The sequence below is a fragment of the Bradyrhizobium oligotrophicum S58 genome, assembly GCF_000344805.1.
Lineage (GTDB): Bacteria > Pseudomonadota > Alphaproteobacteria > Rhizobiales > Xanthobacteraceae > Bradyrhizobium > Bradyrhizobium oligotrophicum.
Genome location: NC_020453.1, coordinates 136,060 through 153,058, shown reverse-complemented (window position 1 = coordinate 153,058; position 16,999 = coordinate 136,060). Strand labels below are relative to the sequence as shown.

Below are 16,999 nucleotides of genomic sequence, written 5' to 3'. Positions count from 1 at the left end.
GCGCTTTCGCTTTTTGCAATTGCGGGAGGGAGCCGAATAGGCGAGAAGGGCGGCGTTTTGCCGGCAATCACGGATCAGATCAATGATGTCAGATACGCTGCGGGCGGTGCTTCTCGGCATCGTCGAGGGCGTCACCGAGTTTCTCCCGGTATCCTCGACCGGCCATCTGCTGCTGGCGGAGCGCTTCTTCGGGCTCGGCGAGGACGGCTTCTGGAAGAGTTTTGCGATCCTGATCCAGCTCGGCGCCATCCTCGCCATCGTCGCGCTGTACTTCTTCAAGCTGTATCGCGTCGCCATCGGCGCGCTCACCAACCCCGATGACCGCCGCTTCATCATCGGCGTGCTGATCGCCTTCCTGCCGGCCGTCGTCATCGGGCTCATCGCCGGCAAATACATCAAGGCGCTGCTGTTCGATCCCTGGATCGTGTGCTTCTCGCTGATCGTCGGCGGCGCCATCCTGCTGTGGGTCGACCAGATCGACCTCAAGCCGCGGGAGCACGACGCCACGCGCTATCCGCTGATGATGTATCTGTGGATCGGCGTCGCGCAGTGCCTGGCGATGATTCCCGGCGTGTCGCGCTCCGGCTCGACCATCGTGGCGGCGATGCTGCTCGGCGGCGACAAGCGTTCGGCCGCGGAGTTCTCCTTCTTCCTGGCGATCCCGACCATGGTCGGTGCCTTCGTCTACGACTTCTACAAGAGCCGCGCCGAGATGACGTCCGACCATCTCGGCCTGATCGCGATCGGCTTCGTCGTCTCCTTCATCACCGCGATGATCGTGGTGAAGGCCTTCCTCGGCTACGTCACCCGCCACGGCTTCGTGCTGTTCGCCTGGTGGCGCGTCATCGTCGGCACCCTCGGCCTGATCGCGCTGGCGCTGGGGAAGTGAGTTGAGCCCCGGCTCTATCCACCGTCTTTGCGAGCGTAAGCGAAGCAATCCAGTGTGGTGTGCGGGACTCTGGATTGCTTCGTCGCTTCGCTCCTCGCAATGACGCGGCGAGGACAGTGCGCCCCTCACGCGTTCTTGCGCTGGAACTGCCCGGAGGGCCGGAAGCGCCAGAGATATTGCGGGGCGACCGCCTCGAGCGAATCCGGCGTGATGCCGAGGCCCTGCAGGGTCAGCCCGGCTGCCTTGGCGGCCTCCGACACTACGTTGTCATGACGCAGCAGCTCGACCTGGTCCGGCGTCAGCTTCAGCGGGCCCGGCGCGAACTGCAGCACCGCGGCCTGCAGCTTGGCAAGCCCGAACGGCAGCGGCAGCAGCGCGCGGTCGCGGTCGGTGATATCCAGGATGATCTTGAGGATCTCGCGGAAGCTCAGCACCTCCGGTCCGCCGAGCTCATAGGTCGCGCCGGCCTGCGCCTTGCCGTCGACCGCATCGGCCACCGCTGACGCGACGTCGCCGACATAAACCGGCTGCATCTTCGTCTCACCGCCTCCGATCAGCGGCAGGAACGGCGACATCCGCGCCAGCCCCGCAAAGCGGTTGGTGAACTGGTCTTCGGGGCCGAACACGACCGAGGGGCGCATGATCACGGCCTCCGGCACCGCTGCCAGCACGGCGGCCTCGCCGGCCGCTTTGGCGCGGGCGTAGCTCGAGGCCGATTCGGCATCGGCGCCGATCGCCGAGACGTGCACCAGGCGGGCATCGGCCGCCGCTGCAGCCTTGGCCACGGTCGCAGCGCCCTCGGCCTGCACGGCATTGAAGGTCTGAGCGCCGCCTTCGGTCAGGATGCCCACCAGGTTGATCGCGACATGGCTGTCGCGCAGCGCCGATGCGACCGAGTCGGGATAGCGCAGATTGGCCTGCACGGTGTGGATCTGGCCGACCCGGCCGAGCGGCTGCAAATGGCCGGCGAGCTCCGGCCGGCGCACGGCGACGCGGATGCGGTAGTCGCGCTTGGCCAGCGCCCGGACCACGTTGCGTCCGACGAAGCCGGAGCCGCCGAATACGGTGACGAGGGTGTCCAGATTCGATGCCGGATTTGCTGCCATGGGATCATTCCTGGGATTGCCGGGCGGTCGGTCCGCCCGGACGAGAGGGCTTTCAGCGGCGATTCGCAACCCCGCGGCCCGCCATCCTGCGCCGCTGTATAGCCCATCGTCCGCACCGCGGAAAAGAGAGCCGTGTTTTTGCGCGGGGGCTAAGAAAAATTGTCATCTTGGGCTTTCAGCGGTTTGACAAGCGGCCGTTCGCTCCGTACACACCGCCTCCATGCCCAGGTGGCGGAATTGGTAGACGCGCTGGCTTCAGGTGCCAGTGGCTTAACGGCCGTGAAGGTTCGAGTCCTTTCCTGGGCACCATTTTTGTGGTGACCTCCCCCGCACAACAGATGTCCGACAGACGAGCGCGCTGACGCGCCTCGGCGGCGGATTGACGCCGCAGCTGATGGCATCGGCTGATGTGCGCGCAGGGGTGCCCCACGCCCGCTCGCCGGTCTTTCCGAAGCCGTTCTGATCATCCCGCTCCCGATAGTTGTTATGGCGCGTGTAGCGAGCCGCGCGCTCCCACCTTCTCCTGGAGGGGAGGGGCGATCGCACGCGAAACGGTCGAGCGGGGTGGGGTGATCTCTCCGGGCAAATCGGTGCTCGTGGAGAGATCACCCCACCCCGCCTCACGTTTCGCTTCGCTCTCCGTGAGGCGACCCTCCCCCTCCAGGGAAGGGTGGACCGAGCGTGCGTCACAGCTTGTCGACATTTCCAGCGTCCTGATCATTCGCGGCTTGCGGGCGAGCATCCTCATCCTCGCGGCGCGTCCCGCGCCCGAGTTGTGCTTCTCGTCCCGCCCTCGACATCATGAGGGCGCAGGGAAGGCCGGGTGCCGACCGCACCCATGGCCCGCCAGCGGAAGAAATGCTGGCGGCAGGAACCACAGGTACGCGCCGGAGCATCCGGCCTTCCCTGCGCGAGTGGTTTTAACGGCTGCTTCGCGTTCTCCCTGGTGCGCCGGCTTGCTGGCCACCATCCCCACGCAAAGCGAAAGCTCCGCCATGAGTTGATATCAGCATCGGGATATCAGGACCGCGCGACTTGACCGTGCGTGCATCGCCGTTCGTCCGCGCGATTAGCTCACGCTGCGTCGACACACGCCCATCGCATCCCACTGCCAACGATCCGTGACGGTCGCGAAACGCCCCTCATGCGGCAGCAGGGACGCGCGGAAATGTGCAGCTGATTTGCCCGACGGCGCAAGGCCCGATGGTGCGACAGACTGGCACGACGGGCAGACGATGCATGAGAGGCATGCTGATAGCTCCGCCGTCATTGCGAGCGCAGCGAAGCAATCCAGGGCTGCGGGTGTCGCCCTGGATCGCTTCGTCGCTTCGCTCCTCGCAATGACTGTGGCAAGCATCAATGCGGGCTGTCACCTTTTGCGCTGAGTGCGCGAGCGGCTCATCGATGACAAAGGATGCCGCTACGCGCTACCATCACAGGCGTAGTTCGCCAATCCAAGGCAGTCAGGAGAGTCCGATGCGCAGGTCACGCCTTGCGTGACGCCGCGATCACGCGGGCCAGCACCGGCCAATACAGATCGCCATACCCCGCCTGGATGGCCTCTCCAAGCCGCCTGTCGGCGAGTTCGGCGCCCGGCAGATCGATCTGCACGGACCTGGCGAGATCGAGGGTGTAGCTGATGTCCTTGCGCGCATATTCGGTCGAGAACGCGCGCTCGGGAAATGTGTCAGGCAGCATCGCCTTCATGCCGTGGTTGCGCAGCGCGAAGCTGTCGGCCGAGCCCTTGGCGAGCGTCTCGAACAGCAGCTTGGGATCGAGGCCCGCGCGCTTGGCGGTCTCCAGTGCCTCGCCGAGCGCGACCACGGTCTGCATCAGTACCATGTTGTTGAGGATCTTCACGACCTGGCCGGCGCCCACGCCGCCGCAATGAGTGATGTCGGTCGCAAACATTGCGATCAGCGGCCGCAGCCTCTCGAACGTCGCCGCGTCGGCCCCGACCATCACGCTCAGCGTGCCGTCTTCGGCCGCCTGCCGGGTGCGGGCGATCGGCGCATCGGCGAACGCGGCGCCCTTGGCCGCGAAACGCGAGGCCAACTCCCGGCTGGCCTGCACCGGCGAGGTGCCGAGGTCCACGATGGTGTGACGCGCCTCGACGTGGCGGAGCAGGCCGTCATCGCCGTCGCACACGGCCTGGACATGCTTGCCGCTCGGCAACGCCATGAAGATCACGTCAGCCTCGCGTGCCAGCTCTGCGAGCGACGCGGCACGCCTGACGCCGACCTGGGCAAGCCGCTGCAGCGGCGCGTCCGCAAGATCGAAGCCGAGCACCCTGGCGCCGGACTTCCGCGCCAGATTGCGGCACATCGGCTCGCCCATGACACCCAAACCGATGAATCCGATCGTCACCATTGCGAGTTCCTCTTCATTCCAAGAATGGACGTCCAAGAATGGACGCCCGCGGGCGCACCGGCGCGGCACGCCCGCCATGGCCCGACAGGCGATGGGTGGAAGCAATCCGGGGTCCCCGTTGGCGCCCTGGATTGCTTCGTCGCTTCACTCCTCGCAATGACGTTGGCGAGCATCGTGACGAGTAGCCGCACGAAGACTGCGACTACCAGCTTTCATCGGCCGGAACGAACGGAATGTGAGTTCGGAGCGAGGCTGTTCGTCCCACTCTCTCCTGTCGTCCCCGCGAACGCGGAGACCCATACCGCGGGATGTCTGAAGTGGGCAGGCGGCACGTTGCGCGCGCCTCGGGACAGCCGGTGGCTATGGGTTCCGATCTGCGCTCGCCGCCGCCGCGTTGCGTCGGCGCGCTTGTCCCGGAAGCAGCGGAGACGACGGGGAGAGTCGTTCGCCTCGTCCCCCCTGTTGATCGTCATCGCCCACGCCGCCTTGACGCTTAGTCTCATTTTGTTTTTCGCACGTGCGATCGGGCAGCATGACTGACGGATCGCTGTGGCGTGTCCAATGTCGCTTCAAAGCCGCAGACAAGCCGTGCAAACGTCCGCAATCGCATCGCTCTCATCATCATCCCGCCTAGCAGCATGGCGCTCGGTGGCCTTTGCTGGCGCAATCCGGCTTGCTGCATTGCCGATATGTTGCGGGACGCATGCCCGTCGTGGCCGGGAGGACTTCCCTTGCCCTGCATTCACAGCGGTACAATTCGACGTTAGGTTGAGCGCGTCCCTCGTCCCGTCGACACACGGCGCATCACACGAGCTCGGCGTAGCGGCAGACGATCTGGCGAAGGCGGCTTGCGACAACGCGGCGGCCACACATCAAGAATGTAGCGGAGGAAGTGCCATGATGAAGCAACGGAAACGTTTGGCTGGCCCGATCGCACTCGCCATCACCACGACGCTTGCGGCGTCTGCGGCCTCGGCGCAAGCGGTGGATACCGCGCGCATCGAAGCCGGCGGCCAGAACGACTGGCTGACCTACCACGGCTCCTACAAGTCCTATCACTACAGCCCGCTGGCCCAGATCAACGCCAGCAATGTCGGCAATCTCGGCGTCGCCTGGATCCACATTCCCGGACGCTCCACCCGCGGCCTGCAGTCGATGCCGCTGGCCGCCGACGGCGTGCTCTATTACACCGGTTCCTACAGCCGCGTGTTTGCGCTGAACGGCGCCACCGGCGAGGTGATCTGGTCGTACTTCCCGGAGCTGGACGAAGCGCTGGTCGCGCGCCAGACCCACTCGCCCTACAATCGCGGCGTTGCGATCGGCGAGGGCAAGGTGTTCGTCGGCACGATGGACGGGCGGCTGATCGCGCTCGACATGAAGACCGGCAAGCTGGCCTGGGAAACCAAGCTGCTCGACTCGCAGAAGCTGACGGTCGGCTTCACCGGCGCGCCGCTCTACGCCAACGGCAACGTCGTGATCGGCGCGCAGGGCGGCGAATGGCCCGGCCGCGGGCCGATCTTCGGCGTCAACGCCGCGTCAGGCGCGAAGAAATGGGAGTTCCTGACGGTGGCGGGCACCGAGGAGGCGCAGAAGACATGGGGCAACGATTCCTGGCGCACCGGCGGTGGCGGCGGCTGGATGCCCGGCACCTATGACAGCGAGACCTCGACGATCTGGTGGGGCACCGCCAACCCGGCGCCGCTCTACGACTGGTCGGGCGGCGACTGGAAGACGCAAGGCGCCCGCCCCGGCGACAATCTCTATACGTCGTCGGTGATCGGCCTCGACGTCGACAGCGGCAAACTGAAATTCTATCATCAGGAGCTGCCGCACGACGCCTGGGATTTCGACAGCGCGGTCGGCGAATTCCTGATGCTCGATCGCGACGGCAAGAAGCTGACGGTGCACCCCAACAAGAGCGGCTACATCTTCGTCTATGACCGCGAAGCCAAGGTGCAGAACGTCTGGCGCATCACCGAGAACAGCAACTTCGTCAAGAATATCGATCCCAAGACCGGCGAGCTGATCGGACGTCGCGACTTCACGGCCGGAAAGGTCAGCGAGCCGCTCTGCCCGCACATCTCCGGCGGCGTCAGCTGGAACGCCGGCGCCTACAATCCGAAGACGGGCCTCTACTACAAGCTCGGCCAGGAATGGTGCATGACGCTCGACATCGTCAAGACCACGCCGGTGGTGGCACCGCAGGCGCAGCTCAACATCGGCGCCAACTTCACGATCGCGAAGCCGCCGAGCGGCGAGATCTACGGCCATCTCGACGCCCGCGACCCCGTCACCGGCGCCAAGAAATGGGAGGTCCGCTTCCCCGAGCCGCCGCTCGCCAGCGTGCTCTCGACCGGAGGCAATCTCGTGTTCGTGCCGGATTCGCGCGGCACCGTTCATGCCTATGACGCCGAGAACGGCACCGAGCTGTGGAACCACTCAGACGGCACCGGCCACCAGGGCGGCATCATCAGCTACGCGGTCAACGGCAAGCAATACATCGCCATCACCGCCGGCTTCGGCGGCATGGCAGCCGACGACTACGCGCCGACCTTCGGCGGCGTCTACAAGAGCATGCCCAGGGATGACGGCGCGCTCATTGTCTACAGCCTGAAATAGGCGGTGCAGATCGCGGGGGCCGGCCACGCCGGTCCCCGTGGCTTTCGCAGGCATGACGAGACGTCACGACAACGGACTTGCTTAATGATCCTCGACTCGATGATGCCCGAGTGGACCAGACTTATCTTGACGATGCTGGCTTGGACGAAGCTGTTCCGGGCGACGCCCAGTCCCGCGAAACCGGTGTGGGCGACGATCGGAGCGGTGCTGCGCGGTGCGACCGCCCGCGCCGTGCGGCCAGGGATCATGTCCGCTATGCTGGCCTGCGCCGTACCGGCGTTCGCGCAGTCCGCCGCGCCCGCACAGCAGGCCGAGCCGTTCGACGTGCAGCAATTGTTCGCGTCGACCTGCGGCTGGTGCCATTCGGATGCCGGCCGAGTTGCCGGCAAGGGGCCGCAGCTGATGGATACGCAACGCAGCGACGAGTTCCTGCGCAACCGGATCAAGGTCGGCAAGCCCGGCGCGATGCCGGCGTTCGGCGAGGCCTTCACGGACGCGCAGATCGACGCGATCATCGCCTATATCAGAGCGTTGAAGCCGGATTAGCGGACGGTGAGAGGTCGTCGTTCGTTGCCCGCGATCCGAGGTGCACGCCGGAATGAGAGTCATCCTGTTGGGAACCACGACATGACACGATCGCTCGCGCTGCTCGCCATCCTGGTCGGGCTGATCGGTCCGGCGGAGGCGCGCTCGCTCGACGCCATCCGCTCGCTCGGCCAGATCGGGCTCTGCGCCCATCCGAATTCGCTGCCCTTCGCCAGCAAGGCCGGCGACCCGCCGGGCTTCCAGGTCGAGATGGGCCAGGCGCTGGCGCGCGAACTCGGCGTCTCGCTGCGGCTGGACTGGATCATCACCATGTTCCAGCTCCGCGCCGCCGGCTGCGACATCGTCATGGACGTCATTGCAGATCGGGAGGCGCTCGAGGAAACGAGGCTGAAGACGACCAAACCCTATTATCGCACGGGCGTGGCGCTGGCGTTGCCCCAGGCGAGCAAGCTCACCTCCGCCGCGGGCCTCGACCCGACGACAAAGGTCGGCGTGCAGGTGGGCTCGGTCGCGGCGATGCTGATCAGCCAGCGTCACGTGCCGACATCGACCTTCGGCTTCGAGATCGACAGCCTGGACGCCCTGGCCAATCACGAAATCGATGCCGCGGCGGTGACGCCGGCCAACGCCGCCTATTACAACCAGACCCATCCGGACAAGACGGTCCGCATCATTGCGCTGGACGACAGCGAGGCGAGCCTCAACTGGAACGTGGCGATCGGCATGGTCCGCCCGGACGACGCCCTGCGCGAGGCGATCGAGGCGGCGCTGGCGCGTTTGCGTGCCGACGGCACCGTCACGCGCATCTACAGCCGCTATGGTGTAACGCTGCAGGAGCCGAAATAGTCGGCGTGGCCCAAGGAGCCGCGACGACGCATGCATGCACCGTCGCCGAAATGACGGCGAGAACGACATCGCACGCTTTGAACTTTTCTCAGAGGCAACGCTGAACACGCCAACCACAGCTGTCGTCCTCGCGGAACGCGAGGACCCATACCGCGTGATGTCTGGAACGGGCAGGCGGCGCGTACCGCGCGCCTCATGACAGCCGGTGGCTATGGGTCCCGGATCTGCGCTCGCCGACGCGTTGCGTCGGCGGGCTTGTCCGGGACGACAGCGGAGGATGTGGCTGTCAGGCGGACCATCTCAGGGGCAGTTCGCCGGCCAGAGCTGGCCATCAACAAGGTCGGCGAACGCGCTTCAGCTATCCCTTGTAGCCCATCAGCAGGCGCGGCAGCCACAGCGAGAAGGCGGGGACGTAGGTCACGAACATCAGGGCTGCGATCAGCGCGGCGTAGAACGGCAGGATGGTGCGCATGACGGCGCCGACCGAGATGCCGCCGATGGCGCAGCCGACGAACTGCGTGGTGCCGACCGGCGGGGTGTTGAGGCCGAGCGCGCAGTTGATCAGCATCAGCATGCCGAACTGCACCGGATCCATCCCGGCCTTCATCGCGATCGGCAGGAAGATGGGGGTGCAGATCAGGATGGTGGCCGCCATGTCCATGAACGTGCCGAGCAGGAACAGGATGACGTTGATCAGCAGGAAGATCATCCAGGGCTGCGAGGAGACCTTGTTCATCAGGTCGCCGGCGAAGTCGGCCACCTCGTAGAGTCCCATCAGGTACTGGAACATGGTGGAGACGCCGATCAGCAGCAGCACCACGCCGGTGGTCTTGACCGCCTTGGCGGCGGCGCGCAGGAAGTTGGCCAAGGTCATCGTGCGGTAGATGAAGAACGTCAGAACGATCGTGTAGGTGACCGCGACGGCTGCCGACTCGGTGGCGGTGAAGACGCCGGACAGGATGCCCGCCAGGATGATGCCGACGATCAGCAGGCCGGGCAGCGCCGCCGCGAACGAGCGGACCACCTCGGCCCAGCCTGGAAACTTTCCGGCGGGATAGCCGCGCTTGACGGCGACCGCGTAGGCGGCCACCAGCATGCAGATCATCAGCACCAGCGCCGGCAGCAGGCCGGCGGCGATCAGCGCGCCGATCGACACCTTGCCGCCGGCGGCGAGCGCATAGATGATCATGTTGTGACTGGTCGGCATCAAGGCTCCGACCAGCGAGGCGTGGGTGGTGACGTTGACGGCGTAGTCGGTGTCGAAGCCTTCCTTCTTCATCATCGGGATCATCACCGCGCCCATCGCCGAGACGTCGGCGACCGGAGAGCCGGAGACGCCGCCGAACAGGGTGCAGGCGACGACATTGGACATGCCGAGCCCGCCGCGGATGTGGCCGACGAGGTTCTTGGCGAGCTGCACGATCTTGTCGGCGACGCCGCCATGCAGCATCAGCTCGCCGCTGAAGACGAAGAACGGGATGGCGAGGAACGAGAAGATGTTCATCCCCGACATCATCTGCTGGAAGATGACGGCGACCGGCAGGCCCTCATAGAGAATGGTGCAGAACGCCGACAGGCCGATCGCAAACGCGACGGGGACGCCGAGGATCAGGAAGCCGAAGAAGGTGGCGCCGAGAATGATCAGTTCCATGAGGGGACGACCTCTTCGCCGCGCAGCAGCGCAATGATGTGCTCGATTGAAAAGGAGACGATCAGGACCCCGGAAGCGACCAGCGGCACGTAGCGGACGACTTCGGGCAGGCCGAGATTGGGGATCTTCACGGTGCCGACGGAGGCGCCGAGAATCCAGCCATTATAGGCCATCGCAAGGCCGAACAGGGCGACCAGCACGTGGATCACGAGCTCGATCTTCTCTCGCACGCGATCCGGCAGCATCACCAGCAGGCTGTCCATGCCGATATGGCCGGCGTCGCGAACGCCGACGGCGGCGCCGATCAGGGTGACATAGAGGATCAGGACCAGCGCCAGGTTCTCGGTCCAGGTCGGGCTGGAGTTCAGTACGTAGCGCCCGAACACCTGATAGAACACGATGGTGACGATGACGAGCAGGCCGGCGACGGACAGATACATGCCCAGGCGCGCGACGACGGCGTTGATCCGCGATAGCAGGCCGGTCGACGGGGGTCCGTCCTCCACCTCGTGGCTCGCGACATGTGGGTCTGTCATTCCTGCCCCTCCCCTTGTGCCGATGTCCGGCGTCGCCGCGTGGCGACACCGGACCCGGCCCCTTTTGCCTTGCCTGGTTCTTACTTGGTGTCCTGGATGCGCTTGACGAGGCTCTGGAGCTTCTCGTCGCCGGCGAACTTCTGGTAGACCGGCTTCATCGCGTCGACGAATTCCTGCTTGTTGGCGATCGTCACGACCTGGACGCCGGCGGCCTCGACGGCCTTGCGGGAGACCTGCTCACGCTCGTCCCAGAGCTTGCGCATCACCGGTACGGAGTCCTTGGCCGCCTTGCGGACCAAGGCCTGGTCCTCTTTGCTCAAATTGTCCCAGACCTTCTTGGACATCACGAGGACCTCAGGCGCCAGCGAGTGCTCGGTGACGTTGTAGAACTTGGCGGCCTCGAAATGGCGCGAGGACTCGTAGGACGGCCAGTTGTTCTCGGCCGCGTCGACGAGGCCGGTCTTCAGCGCGGTGTAGACCTCGCCATAGGGCATCGGGGTCGGGTTGGCGCCGAGGCTCTGGATCATGCCGACCCAGAGGTCGGACTGCTGCACGCGGATCTTCAGGCCCTTGAGGTCGGCGAGCGACTTGACCGGCGCCTTGACGGTGTAGATCGAGCGTGCGCCGCTGTCATAATAAGCGAGGCCGACCAGGCCCGCGGGCTCCATGGCGGCCAGGATCTCGTCGCCGATCGGCCCGTCCAGGACGGTGCGCATATGCTGCGTGTCGCGGAAGACGAAGGGCAGGCACAGCGCGACGGTTTCGGGGACGAAATTGTTGAGCGGCGAGGAGTTGATCCGCATCATGTCGAGCGCGCCGATCTTGAGCTGCTCGATGGTGTCCTTCTCGGAGCCGAGGGCGCCGTTCGGAAACACCTTGACGCCGAGCTTGCCGCCGCTCGCCGCTGCGAGCTCCTTGCCCATGAACTTGACGGCTTCGACGGTCGGATAATCGGCGGGGTGCACGTCGGCGGAGCGGAAATCGCGCGCAATCGCCAAGGGCGACGAGACCGCCAGCACAGCGGCCGCAATGATCCCTGTCAGTGCCTTCATCTAAGCTTCCTCCTTTGTTGATTGTGTCGTTGTTGGGCAGAGCCGCCTTGGGTCGCTCCACTTCGGTTCCGAAGTCAAGCGCCAATGTCGTGCCTAGGGCCGGCGGCATTTTCTGTCCAAGCCAAATGCGGCATCGATCAATGCAGGAGTTGCATCGATCAATGGATGGCCTTCGCCGCGACGCAAGCAAGCGGTGCGGCGAGCCCTCACCGCCCGACCGTGGCGGACCTGCAGGCGGCCAACCGGATCGAACTCCTCCCTGAGGCGAGCGGCCTGTTGGACGCCGCGACGGCGACGAGTCAGGGAATGCCGGCAACAGTCGTGGGCATTCCCGGCGGTCTTTGCAGGTCCAGGCTTTGCGTCCAGCCGAGAACACGATACGCTTGCGAAACGACAGCGGCCCGGATGCCGTCAATCCACGATTTCAGAGATCCAACAACGAGGACACGCGCAGCCGGCCACCCCGAATGCGGGGGCAGTGCGCGTGTCAGCCGACAATGGATCCGGCTGCTGCTTCGACTTGTCGCCGACCTTAGCGACCGCCTGCGGACGCTGCAGGTCGACGGCCTCTTTCGGATCGCCAAAACCCTGGTTTGTTTGCAGGATTGCCATGATTGCCCATCTGACGCGGAGCGAGCGCCAAGGCGCGATCCTGATCAGCATCCTGGTTGCACTGTTCGGGCTGACACTCGGCCTGCTCGGGCGCAATGACCCGCTCGGTATTCATGGCGCGCTTGTTTTCATCTGCGCCGTCGCCTTGGTGTTTCGGATCGGTCACGACTATCACGCGCCGGAACCGTCGGATGACCGGCTGGCTCACTACTATGACGACCCGACCAGGGCGGGCGTCGTGCTGGCGATGATCTGGGCCGTCGTCGGTTTCGCCGTCGGCGACTGGGCCGCATGGCAACTGGTCTATCCTGATCTGACCTTCGGCGAAGGCTGGTCCAGCTTCGGCCGGATCAGGCCGGTCCACACCACCGCGGTGATCTTCGGCTTCGGCGGCAACGGCCTGATTGCGACCTCGTTCTACGTCCTGCAGCGCACCTCGCGGGCGCGCCTGCCGGACCAGCTCAGCCCCTGGTTCGTGCTCCTCGGCTACAACCTGTTCTGCGTGCTCGCCGTCACCGGCTACATGATGGGCATCACCCAGTCCAAGGAATATGCCGAGCCGGAATGGTATGTCGATCTCTGGCTCGTGGTGGTCTGGGTCGTGTACTTCCTGATCTATCTGCGCACGCTGGCGCGGCGCAAGGAGCCGCACATCTACGTCGCCAACTGGTACTACATGGCCTTCATCCTGGTCGTGGCGATGCTCCATATCGTCAACAACCTGGCCGTCCCGATCTCGTTCGGCAGCGCCAAGAGCTATTCGCTGTTTTCCGGCGTCCAGGATGCGATGACCGAGTGGTGGTACGGGCACAACGCGGTGGCCTTTCTGCTGACCGCCGGCTTCCTCGGCATGATGTACTACTTCCTGCCGATGCGCGCCGGGCGGCCGATCTTTTCCTACCGCATGTCGATCATTTCGTTCTGGGGCATCACGTTCTTCTACATGTGGGCGGGCTCTCATCACCTGCACTACACGGCGCTGCCGCAATGGGTGCAGACGCTCGGAATGACCTTCTCGCTGATGCTGCTGATCCCCTCCTGGGCATCGGCCGGCAACGCGCTGATGACGCTGAACGGCGCCTGGCACAAGGTGCGTGATGACGCGACCTTGCGCTTCATGATGGTGGCGGCCGTGTTCTACGGCCTGACGACGTTCGAGGGATCGTTCATGGCGATCCGTTCGGTGAACTCGCTCTCGCATTATACCGACTGGACCATCGGTCACGTCCATGCCGGCGCGCTGGGCTGGGTGGCCATGATCACGTTCGGCTCGATCTATTCGCTGGTGCCCTGGCTGTGGAAGCGCGACGGCATGTATTCGGCGCGGCTCGTCGAGGCCCACTTCTGGTTCGCGCTGGCGGGCACGGTCGTCTATGTCTTTGCGATGTGGAATTCCGGCATCATCCAAGGGCTGATGTGGCGGACCTACAATGAAAGCGGCACGCTCGCTTATTCGTTCCTCGACTCGCTGATCGCGATGCGGCCGTACTACATCGCCCGCGCCGCCGGCGGGCTGTTGTTCCTGATTGGCGGCTGCATCGGAGCCTACAATCTCTGGAAGACCATCGCGGTCGGCAAGCCCGCTGTTGCGGTCGCGGGCGACGCGCCGGCGCCGCGGACCGGCGGGTTGGCCGCCCAACCGGCGGAGTGAGCGATGTCGTTGTTCGGGCTGCACTACCGTCTCGAGCGCAGGGCGATCGGCTTTGTCCTCGCCATCATCGCGGTCGCGAGCATCGGCGGGCTCGTCGAGATCGCGCCGCTGTTCACCATCCACCAGACCGTGGAGGATGCGCCGGACATGCGGCTGTACACGCCGCTCGAGCTTGCCGGCCGCAACATCTACATTCGCGAGGGCTGCTACGCCTGCCATTCGCAGATGATCCGCACGCTGCGCGACGAGGTCGATCGCTACGGACCCTATTCGCTCGCCGTCGAATCCAAATACGACCACCCGATGCTGTGGGGCTCGAAGCGCACCGGCCCGGATCTCGCTCGCATCGGCGAGAAATACTCGGACGAATGGCACGTGAAGCACCTGAACAATCCGCGCGACGTCGTGCCGGTCTCGATCATGCCCGCCTATGGCTGGCTGCTCAAGACTGAGCTGCGCACCGACGACCTTTCGCTGCACTTGCGTGCGCAACGCACCGTCGGCGTCCCCTATACCGACGACATGATCGAGAACGCCGCGCGCGACGCCTACGGACAAGCCAATCCGGATTCGCCGCAGGCCGAGAGCGTCAGCAGACGCTACGGCAAGGAGACCACGTTGCGCGCCTTCGACGGACGTCCCACGGTGCTCACCGAGATGGATGCCCTGGTCGCCTATCTGCAGGTGCTCGGGCGCCTGACCATGGCCGCCCAGAAGCCGCTGGCCGATCTGGGAGGCCGCCGATGAGCGTCGCGCACGATGTCGTGGTCGGCATCTCCAAATCGTTCGGACTGTTCTACCTGATCGCGCTGTCCATCGGCGTGGTGGCCTACACGCTCTGGCCGAGCAACAAGCCGCGTTTCGACCACGCGGCACAATCGATCCTGCGTGACGAGGACAAGCCATGGCGCTAGAGCACGAGCCCGCGCGCGACGGCCTGACCGGCTATCTCACCACCGGCCACGAGTGGAACGGCATCACCGAGTTGAACACGCCGGTGCCGCGCGCCGTGTATGCGTTGCTCGCCTTGGCCTTCCTGTTCTCGCTCGGCTACTGGGTGCTGATGCCGGCCTGGCCGCTGGGCGCGGTCTACACCAAGGGGCTGCTCGGTCTCGACCAGCGCAATCTCGTTGCCGCCTCGCTGAAGGACGCCGCGCTCGACCGCAGGGCCTGGAGCGAGAAGATCGTTGGCGGCAATTACGCCGTCGTCGCTGCGGATCCGTCGCTGATGAAGGTCGTGCGCGAAACCGGGCCTGCGTTGTTCGGCAACAATTGCGCGCCCTGCCACGGCGTCGACGCCAAGGGCGGACCCGGCTTTCCCGATCTGACGGCCTCGTCATTGCTCTGGGGCAGCGAGCCGGACGATGTCTTCACCACGATTCGTGCCGGCATCAATTCGGCGCACCAGGAGACCCGCGTCTCGCAGATGCCGGCGTTCGGTCGCGACCAGATGTTGCCGCGCGGAGACGTGTTCAAGGTGGCAAGCTACGTCTTTTCGCTCTCGCATCCCGCATCCGGGGCTGTCGACCCGAAGCGGGTCGACGAAGGCAAGGCGATCTTCGCCGCCAATTGCGTGGCCTGTCATGGCGATGATGCCAAGGGCAATCCCTCGCTCGGCGCGCCGAACCTCACCGACCGGTCCTGGATCTATGGCGGCGATCTCGCGACCATCGAGACGACGATCTGGGGCGGACGTCAGGGCCACATGCCGGCCTGGGAAAGCCGCCTCTCCGAACTCGACCGCAAGATCCTGACGCTCTACTTGACCGACAAGAGGAGCGCGCGATGAGTTTGCGGGCTTCGCGGAAGCTGTGGCTCCTGGTTGCGCTCGCTGTCGCCCTGGTGGCGGCCGCGAATGTGCATCTGCTCTACGTGGCGATCAGCTCGCAGCCGGCCTGTGTCGCACATACGCGTCTCGGCGCCGGCGCGGGGGCGTCGGGGGCCTTCAGCGCCGCGCAGTCCTCCTGCTCGCCGGTCGACATTGGAGCGCCGCAATGACCACGATCCCGCCGGTCTCATCTCCGATCCCGGTCGGAAATCGCTGGGTGCGCCCGCTGACGTCGTCCGATCCATTCGGCTGGCTCGCACAGGGCTACAAGGACCTGGTCACCGCCCCCGCGATCAGCATCGCGTATGGCCTCGTGATCTTCGTGCTCTCGGTCGCAATGGTCGGCGGCCTCGTGGCGACCGGACGCGACTACATCCTGTTTCCCGCCTTTGCCGGGTTCATGGTGGTCGGCCCGATCCTGGCGATCGGCCTCTATGAAAAGAGCCGCCGGCTCGAGCACGGATCGCCGCTCAACTGGTCCAGCATCGTCATGGTCCGCGCGCGGTCCGGCGGCCAGCTCCTCTTCACCGGCGTGCTGCTGTGCCTGCTGATGATGCTGTGGATGCGCGCAGCCGTCCTGATCTATGCGCTGTTCTTCGGGCTGCTGCCTTTCCCTGGGCTCGACCACATCGCGCCGATGCTGTTCACCACGGCGGTCGGTTGGGCGATGCTGCTGGTCGGCACCGCCGTCGGCGGCTTGTTCGCAGCGTTCTCGTTTGCCATCAGCGCGTTTTCGATCCCCATGCTGCTTGATCAGGACACGGACGCGCTGACTGCGATGGGCTCGAGCATGGCGCTGGTCTGGACCAATCTGCGGGTGCTGTTGGTCTGGGCCGCCATCGTGCTGGTGCTCTTCCTTGCAAGCCTCGTGACCGGGATGCTCGGGCTCGTGGTCATCTATCCCTTGCTCGGCCACGCCACATGGCACGCCTATCGGGCCGTGCAACCAGGGCCGGCGTCATGATCAATTTCTTGTTCCTGGTGCCCCTTGCGGTGGCCATGGGCCTCGTCGCGCTCGCCGCATTCCTGTGGACGTTGCGAAGCGAACAATATGATGACCTCGAAGGCGCTGCGCAGCGGATCCTGTTCCAACACGGCGACGGCCCGATTCGGGATGACGGCGACCCTGCGCGGCGTCGATCACCCCCGTGATCACGGTTCACCGCTCGCGCGGCGAGCGGTCGCGTCGCTGGCCGGCCGGTGCAAACCCGCAATTTGCGACTTGAATACCAAGCTCGTCGTCTCCTTGTCCTTCCCGCTCGCCTCGGGCCGCATTGGGCGCTAGGGTCGCGC

At 65.3% G+C, this 16,999-nt stretch carries 18 protein-coding genes and 1 tRNA gene; 13 read left to right on the top strand and 6 right to left on the bottom strand.

All coding sequences use genetic code 11. The features are described from left to right. Positions 1-82 precede the first annotated feature (82 nt). Positions 83-889 carry an undecaprenyl-diphosphate phosphatase gene (locus S58_RS00730; RefSeq protein ID WP_015663305.1) on the top strand — a complete coding sequence of 269 codons (807 nt, stop codon included), beginning with the start codon at positions 83-85 and terminating at the stop codon, positions 887-889. A gap of 125 nt (positions 890-1,014) precedes the next feature. Here the strand turns inward: S58_RS00730 and S58_RS00725 are convergent, their stop codons facing one another. Then, the gene (locus S58_RS00725; RefSeq protein ID WP_015663304.1) at positions 1,015-1,995 is read right to left on the bottom strand and encodes a complex I NDUFA9 subunit family protein; all 981 of its coding nucleotides are present in this window, start codon (positions 1,993-1,995) and stop codon (positions 1,015-1,017) included. A 222-nt stretch (positions 1,996-2,217) separates the two neighbouring features. Between S58_RS00725 and S58_RS00720 the strand changes: the two genes are divergently transcribed. Next, a tRNA-Leu gene (locus S58_RS00720) sits at positions 2,218-2,304 on the top strand. 1,176 nt (positions 2,305-3,480) lie between these two features. Here S58_RS00720 and S58_RS00710 read toward each other — a convergent pair. Continuing rightward, positions 3,481-4,443, bottom strand: a complete 963-nt coding sequence (locus S58_RS00710; protein WP_277996617.1) for an NAD(P)-dependent oxidoreductase — start codon at positions 4,441-4,443, stop codon at positions 3,481-3,483. A gap of 819 nt (positions 4,444-5,262) precedes the next feature. Between S58_RS00710 and S58_RS00700 the strand changes: the two genes are divergently transcribed. The 3 genes from S58_RS00700 to S58_RS00690 all read left to right on the top strand — a co-directional run bounded on the left by S58_RS00700 (position 5,263) and on the right by S58_RS00690 (position 8,376). Further along, a complete protein-coding gene (locus S58_RS00700) occupies positions 5,263-6,984 on the top strand; it encodes a pyrroloquinoline quinone-dependent dehydrogenase (RefSeq protein ID WP_015663301.1) in 1,722 nt (573 codons plus the stop codon). A 132-nt stretch (positions 6,985-7,116) separates the two neighbouring features. After that, positions 7,117-7,530: a c-type cytochrome gene (locus S58_RS00695; protein WP_244440843.1), complete on the top strand. Its 414-nt coding sequence runs from the start codon at positions 7,117-7,119 to the stop codon at positions 7,528-7,530. Between the two features lie 81 nt (positions 7,531-7,611). Beyond that, positions 7,612-8,376, top strand: a complete 765-nt coding sequence (locus S58_RS00690; protein WP_015663299.1) for a substrate-binding periplasmic protein — start codon at positions 7,612-7,614, stop codon at positions 8,374-8,376. A gap of 358 nt (positions 8,377-8,734) precedes the next feature. Here the strand turns inward: S58_RS00690 and S58_RS00685 are convergent, their stop codons facing one another. From S58_RS00685 to S58_RS00670, 4 genes are all read right to left on the bottom strand, one after another. Beyond that, complete coding sequence (locus tag S58_RS00685; protein WP_015663298.1) at positions 8,735-10,027, bottom strand: TRAP transporter large permease; 1,293 nt, start codon at positions 10,025-10,027, stop codon at positions 8,735-8,737. Continuing rightward, the gene (locus tag S58_RS00680) at positions 10,018-10,563 is read right to left on the bottom strand and encodes a TRAP transporter small permease (RefSeq protein ID WP_015663297.1); all 546 of its coding nucleotides are present in this window, start codon (positions 10,561-10,563) and stop codon (positions 10,018-10,020) included. Before S58_RS00680 ends, S58_RS00685 begins: the two co-directional genes overlap by 10 nt. An 80-nt stretch (positions 10,564-10,643) precedes the next feature. Next, positions 10,644-11,615, bottom strand: a complete 972-nt coding sequence (locus S58_RS00675) for a TRAP transporter substrate-binding protein (RefSeq protein WP_015663296.1) — start codon at positions 11,613-11,615, stop codon at positions 10,644-10,646. Positions 11,616-12,026: 411 nt separating this feature from the next. Next, complete coding sequence (locus S58_RS00670; protein WP_015663295.1) at positions 12,027-12,227, bottom strand: hypothetical protein; 201 nt, start codon at positions 12,225-12,227, stop codon at positions 12,027-12,029. Here S58_RS00670 and ccoN point away from each other — a divergent pair. The 8 genes from ccoN to S58_RS39410 are packed head-to-tail and all read left to right on the top strand — an operon-like array spanning position 12,226 to position 16,991. Beyond that, complete coding sequence (gene ccoN, locus S58_RS00665) at positions 12,226-13,878, top strand: cytochrome-c oxidase, cbb3-type subunit I (protein WP_015663294.1); 1,653 nt, start codon at positions 12,226-12,228, stop codon at positions 13,876-13,878. The genes S58_RS00670 and ccoN overlap by 2 nt on opposite strands. 3 nt (positions 13,879-13,881) lie before the next feature. Next, on the top strand, positions 13,882-14,625 hold the full coding sequence (gene ccoO, locus S58_RS00660) for a cytochrome-c oxidase, cbb3-type subunit II (RefSeq protein WP_015663293.1): 744 nt from the start codon (positions 13,882-13,884) through the stop codon (positions 14,623-14,625). Further along, positions 14,622-14,792 carry a cbb3-type cytochrome c oxidase subunit 3 gene (locus S58_RS00655; RefSeq protein ID WP_015663292.1) on the top strand — a complete coding sequence of 57 codons (171 nt, stop codon included), beginning with the start codon at positions 14,622-14,624 and terminating at the stop codon, positions 14,790-14,792. Before ccoO ends, S58_RS00655 begins: the two co-directional genes overlap by 4 nt. Beyond that, complete coding sequence (ccoP, locus tag S58_RS00650) at positions 14,783-15,667, top strand: cytochrome-c oxidase, cbb3-type subunit III (RefSeq protein ID WP_015663291.1); 885 nt, start codon at positions 14,783-14,785, stop codon at positions 15,665-15,667. Before S58_RS00655 ends, ccoP begins: the two co-directional genes overlap by 10 nt. Continuing rightward, a complete protein-coding gene (locus S58_RS00645; RefSeq protein WP_015663290.1) occupies positions 15,664-15,876 on the top strand; it encodes a hypothetical protein in 213 nt (70 codons plus the stop codon). Before ccoP ends, S58_RS00645 begins: the two co-directional genes overlap by 4 nt. Continuing rightward, positions 15,873-16,670 (top strand): DUF2189 domain-containing protein, encoded by a 798-nt coding sequence (locus S58_RS00640; protein ID WP_015663289.1) that lies wholly within the window; start codon positions 15,873-15,875, stop codon positions 16,668-16,670. The genes S58_RS00645 and S58_RS00640 overlap by 4 nt, the downstream gene beginning before the upstream one ends. Continuing rightward, on the top strand, positions 16,628-16,858 hold the full coding sequence (gene ccoS, locus S58_RS00635; RefSeq protein WP_322788236.1) for a cbb3-type cytochrome oxidase assembly protein CcoS: 231 nt from the start codon (positions 16,628-16,630) through the stop codon (positions 16,856-16,858). Before S58_RS00640 ends, ccoS begins: the two co-directional genes overlap by 43 nt. Then, positions 16,758-16,991, top strand: coding sequence for a hypothetical protein (locus S58_RS39410; protein ID WP_322788253.1), 234 nt, complete (start codon positions 16,758-16,760; stop codon positions 16,989-16,991). Before ccoS ends, S58_RS39410 begins: the two co-directional genes overlap by 101 nt. Positions 16,992-16,999: the final 8 nt, after the last annotated feature.

What these genes read in the sequence shown, in the direction of transcription:
- S58_RS00730 (WP_015663305.1), top strand. Translation starts at nt 83, where the DNA reads ATGATGTCAGATACGCTGCGGGCGGTGCTTCTCGGCATCGTCGAGGGC.
- S58_RS00725 (WP_015663304.1), bottom strand. Translation starts at nt 1,995, where the DNA reads ATGGCAGCAAATCCGGCATCGAATCTGGACACCCTCGTCACCGTATTC.
- S58_RS00710 (WP_277996617.1), bottom strand. Translation starts at nt 4,443, where the DNA reads ATGGCGGGCGTGCCGCGCCGGTGCGCCCGCGGGCGTCCATTCTTGGAC.
- S58_RS00700 (WP_015663301.1), top strand. Translation starts at nt 5,263, where the DNA reads ATGATGAAGCAACGGAAACGTTTGGCTGGCCCGATCGCACTCGCCATC.
- S58_RS00695 (WP_244440843.1), top strand. Translation starts at nt 7,117, where the DNA reads ATGCTGGCTTGGACGAAGCTGTTCCGGGCGACGCCCAGTCCCGCGAAA.
- S58_RS00690 (WP_015663299.1), top strand. Translation starts at nt 7,612, where the DNA reads ATGACACGATCGCTCGCGCTGCTCGCCATCCTGGTCGGGCTGATCGGT.
- S58_RS00685 (WP_015663298.1), bottom strand. Translation starts at nt 10,027, where the DNA reads ATGGAACTGATCATTCTCGGCGCCACCTTCTTCGGCTTCCTGATCCTC.
- S58_RS00680 (WP_015663297.1), bottom strand. Translation starts at nt 10,563, where the DNA reads ATGACAGACCCACATGTCGCGAGCCACGAGGTGGAGGACGGACCCCCG.
- S58_RS00675 (WP_015663296.1), bottom strand. Translation starts at nt 11,615, where the DNA reads ATGAAGGCACTGACAGGGATCATTGCGGCCGCTGTGCTGGCGGTCTCG.
- ccoN (WP_015663294.1), top strand. Translation starts at nt 12,226, where the DNA reads ATGATTGCCCATCTGACGCGGAGCGAGCGCCAAGGCGCGATCCTGATC.
- S58_RS00670 (WP_015663295.1), bottom strand. Translation starts at nt 12,227, where the DNA reads ATGGCAATCCTGCAAACAAACCAGGGTTTTGGCGATCCGAAAGAGGCC.
- ccoO (WP_015663293.1), top strand. Translation starts at nt 13,882, where the DNA reads ATGTCGTTGTTCGGGCTGCACTACCGTCTCGAGCGCAGGGCGATCGGC.
- S58_RS00655 (WP_015663292.1), top strand. Translation starts at nt 14,622, where the DNA reads ATGAGCGTCGCGCACGATGTCGTGGTCGGCATCTCCAAATCGTTCGGA.
- ccoP (WP_015663291.1), top strand. Translation starts at nt 14,783, where the DNA reads ATGGCGCTAGAGCACGAGCCCGCGCGCGACGGCCTGACCGGCTATCTC.
- S58_RS00645 (WP_015663290.1), top strand. Translation starts at nt 15,664, where the DNA reads ATGAGTTTGCGGGCTTCGCGGAAGCTGTGGCTCCTGGTTGCGCTCGCT.
- S58_RS00640 (WP_015663289.1), top strand. Translation starts at nt 15,873, where the DNA reads ATGACCACGATCCCGCCGGTCTCATCTCCGATCCCGGTCGGAAATCGC.
- ccoS (WP_322788236.1), top strand. Translation starts at nt 16,628, where the DNA reads ATGGCACGCCTATCGGGCCGTGCAACCAGGGCCGGCGTCATGATCAAT.
- S58_RS39410 (WP_322788253.1), top strand. Translation starts at nt 16,758, where the DNA reads ATGATGACCTCGAAGGCGCTGCGCAGCGGATCCTGTTCCAACACGGCG.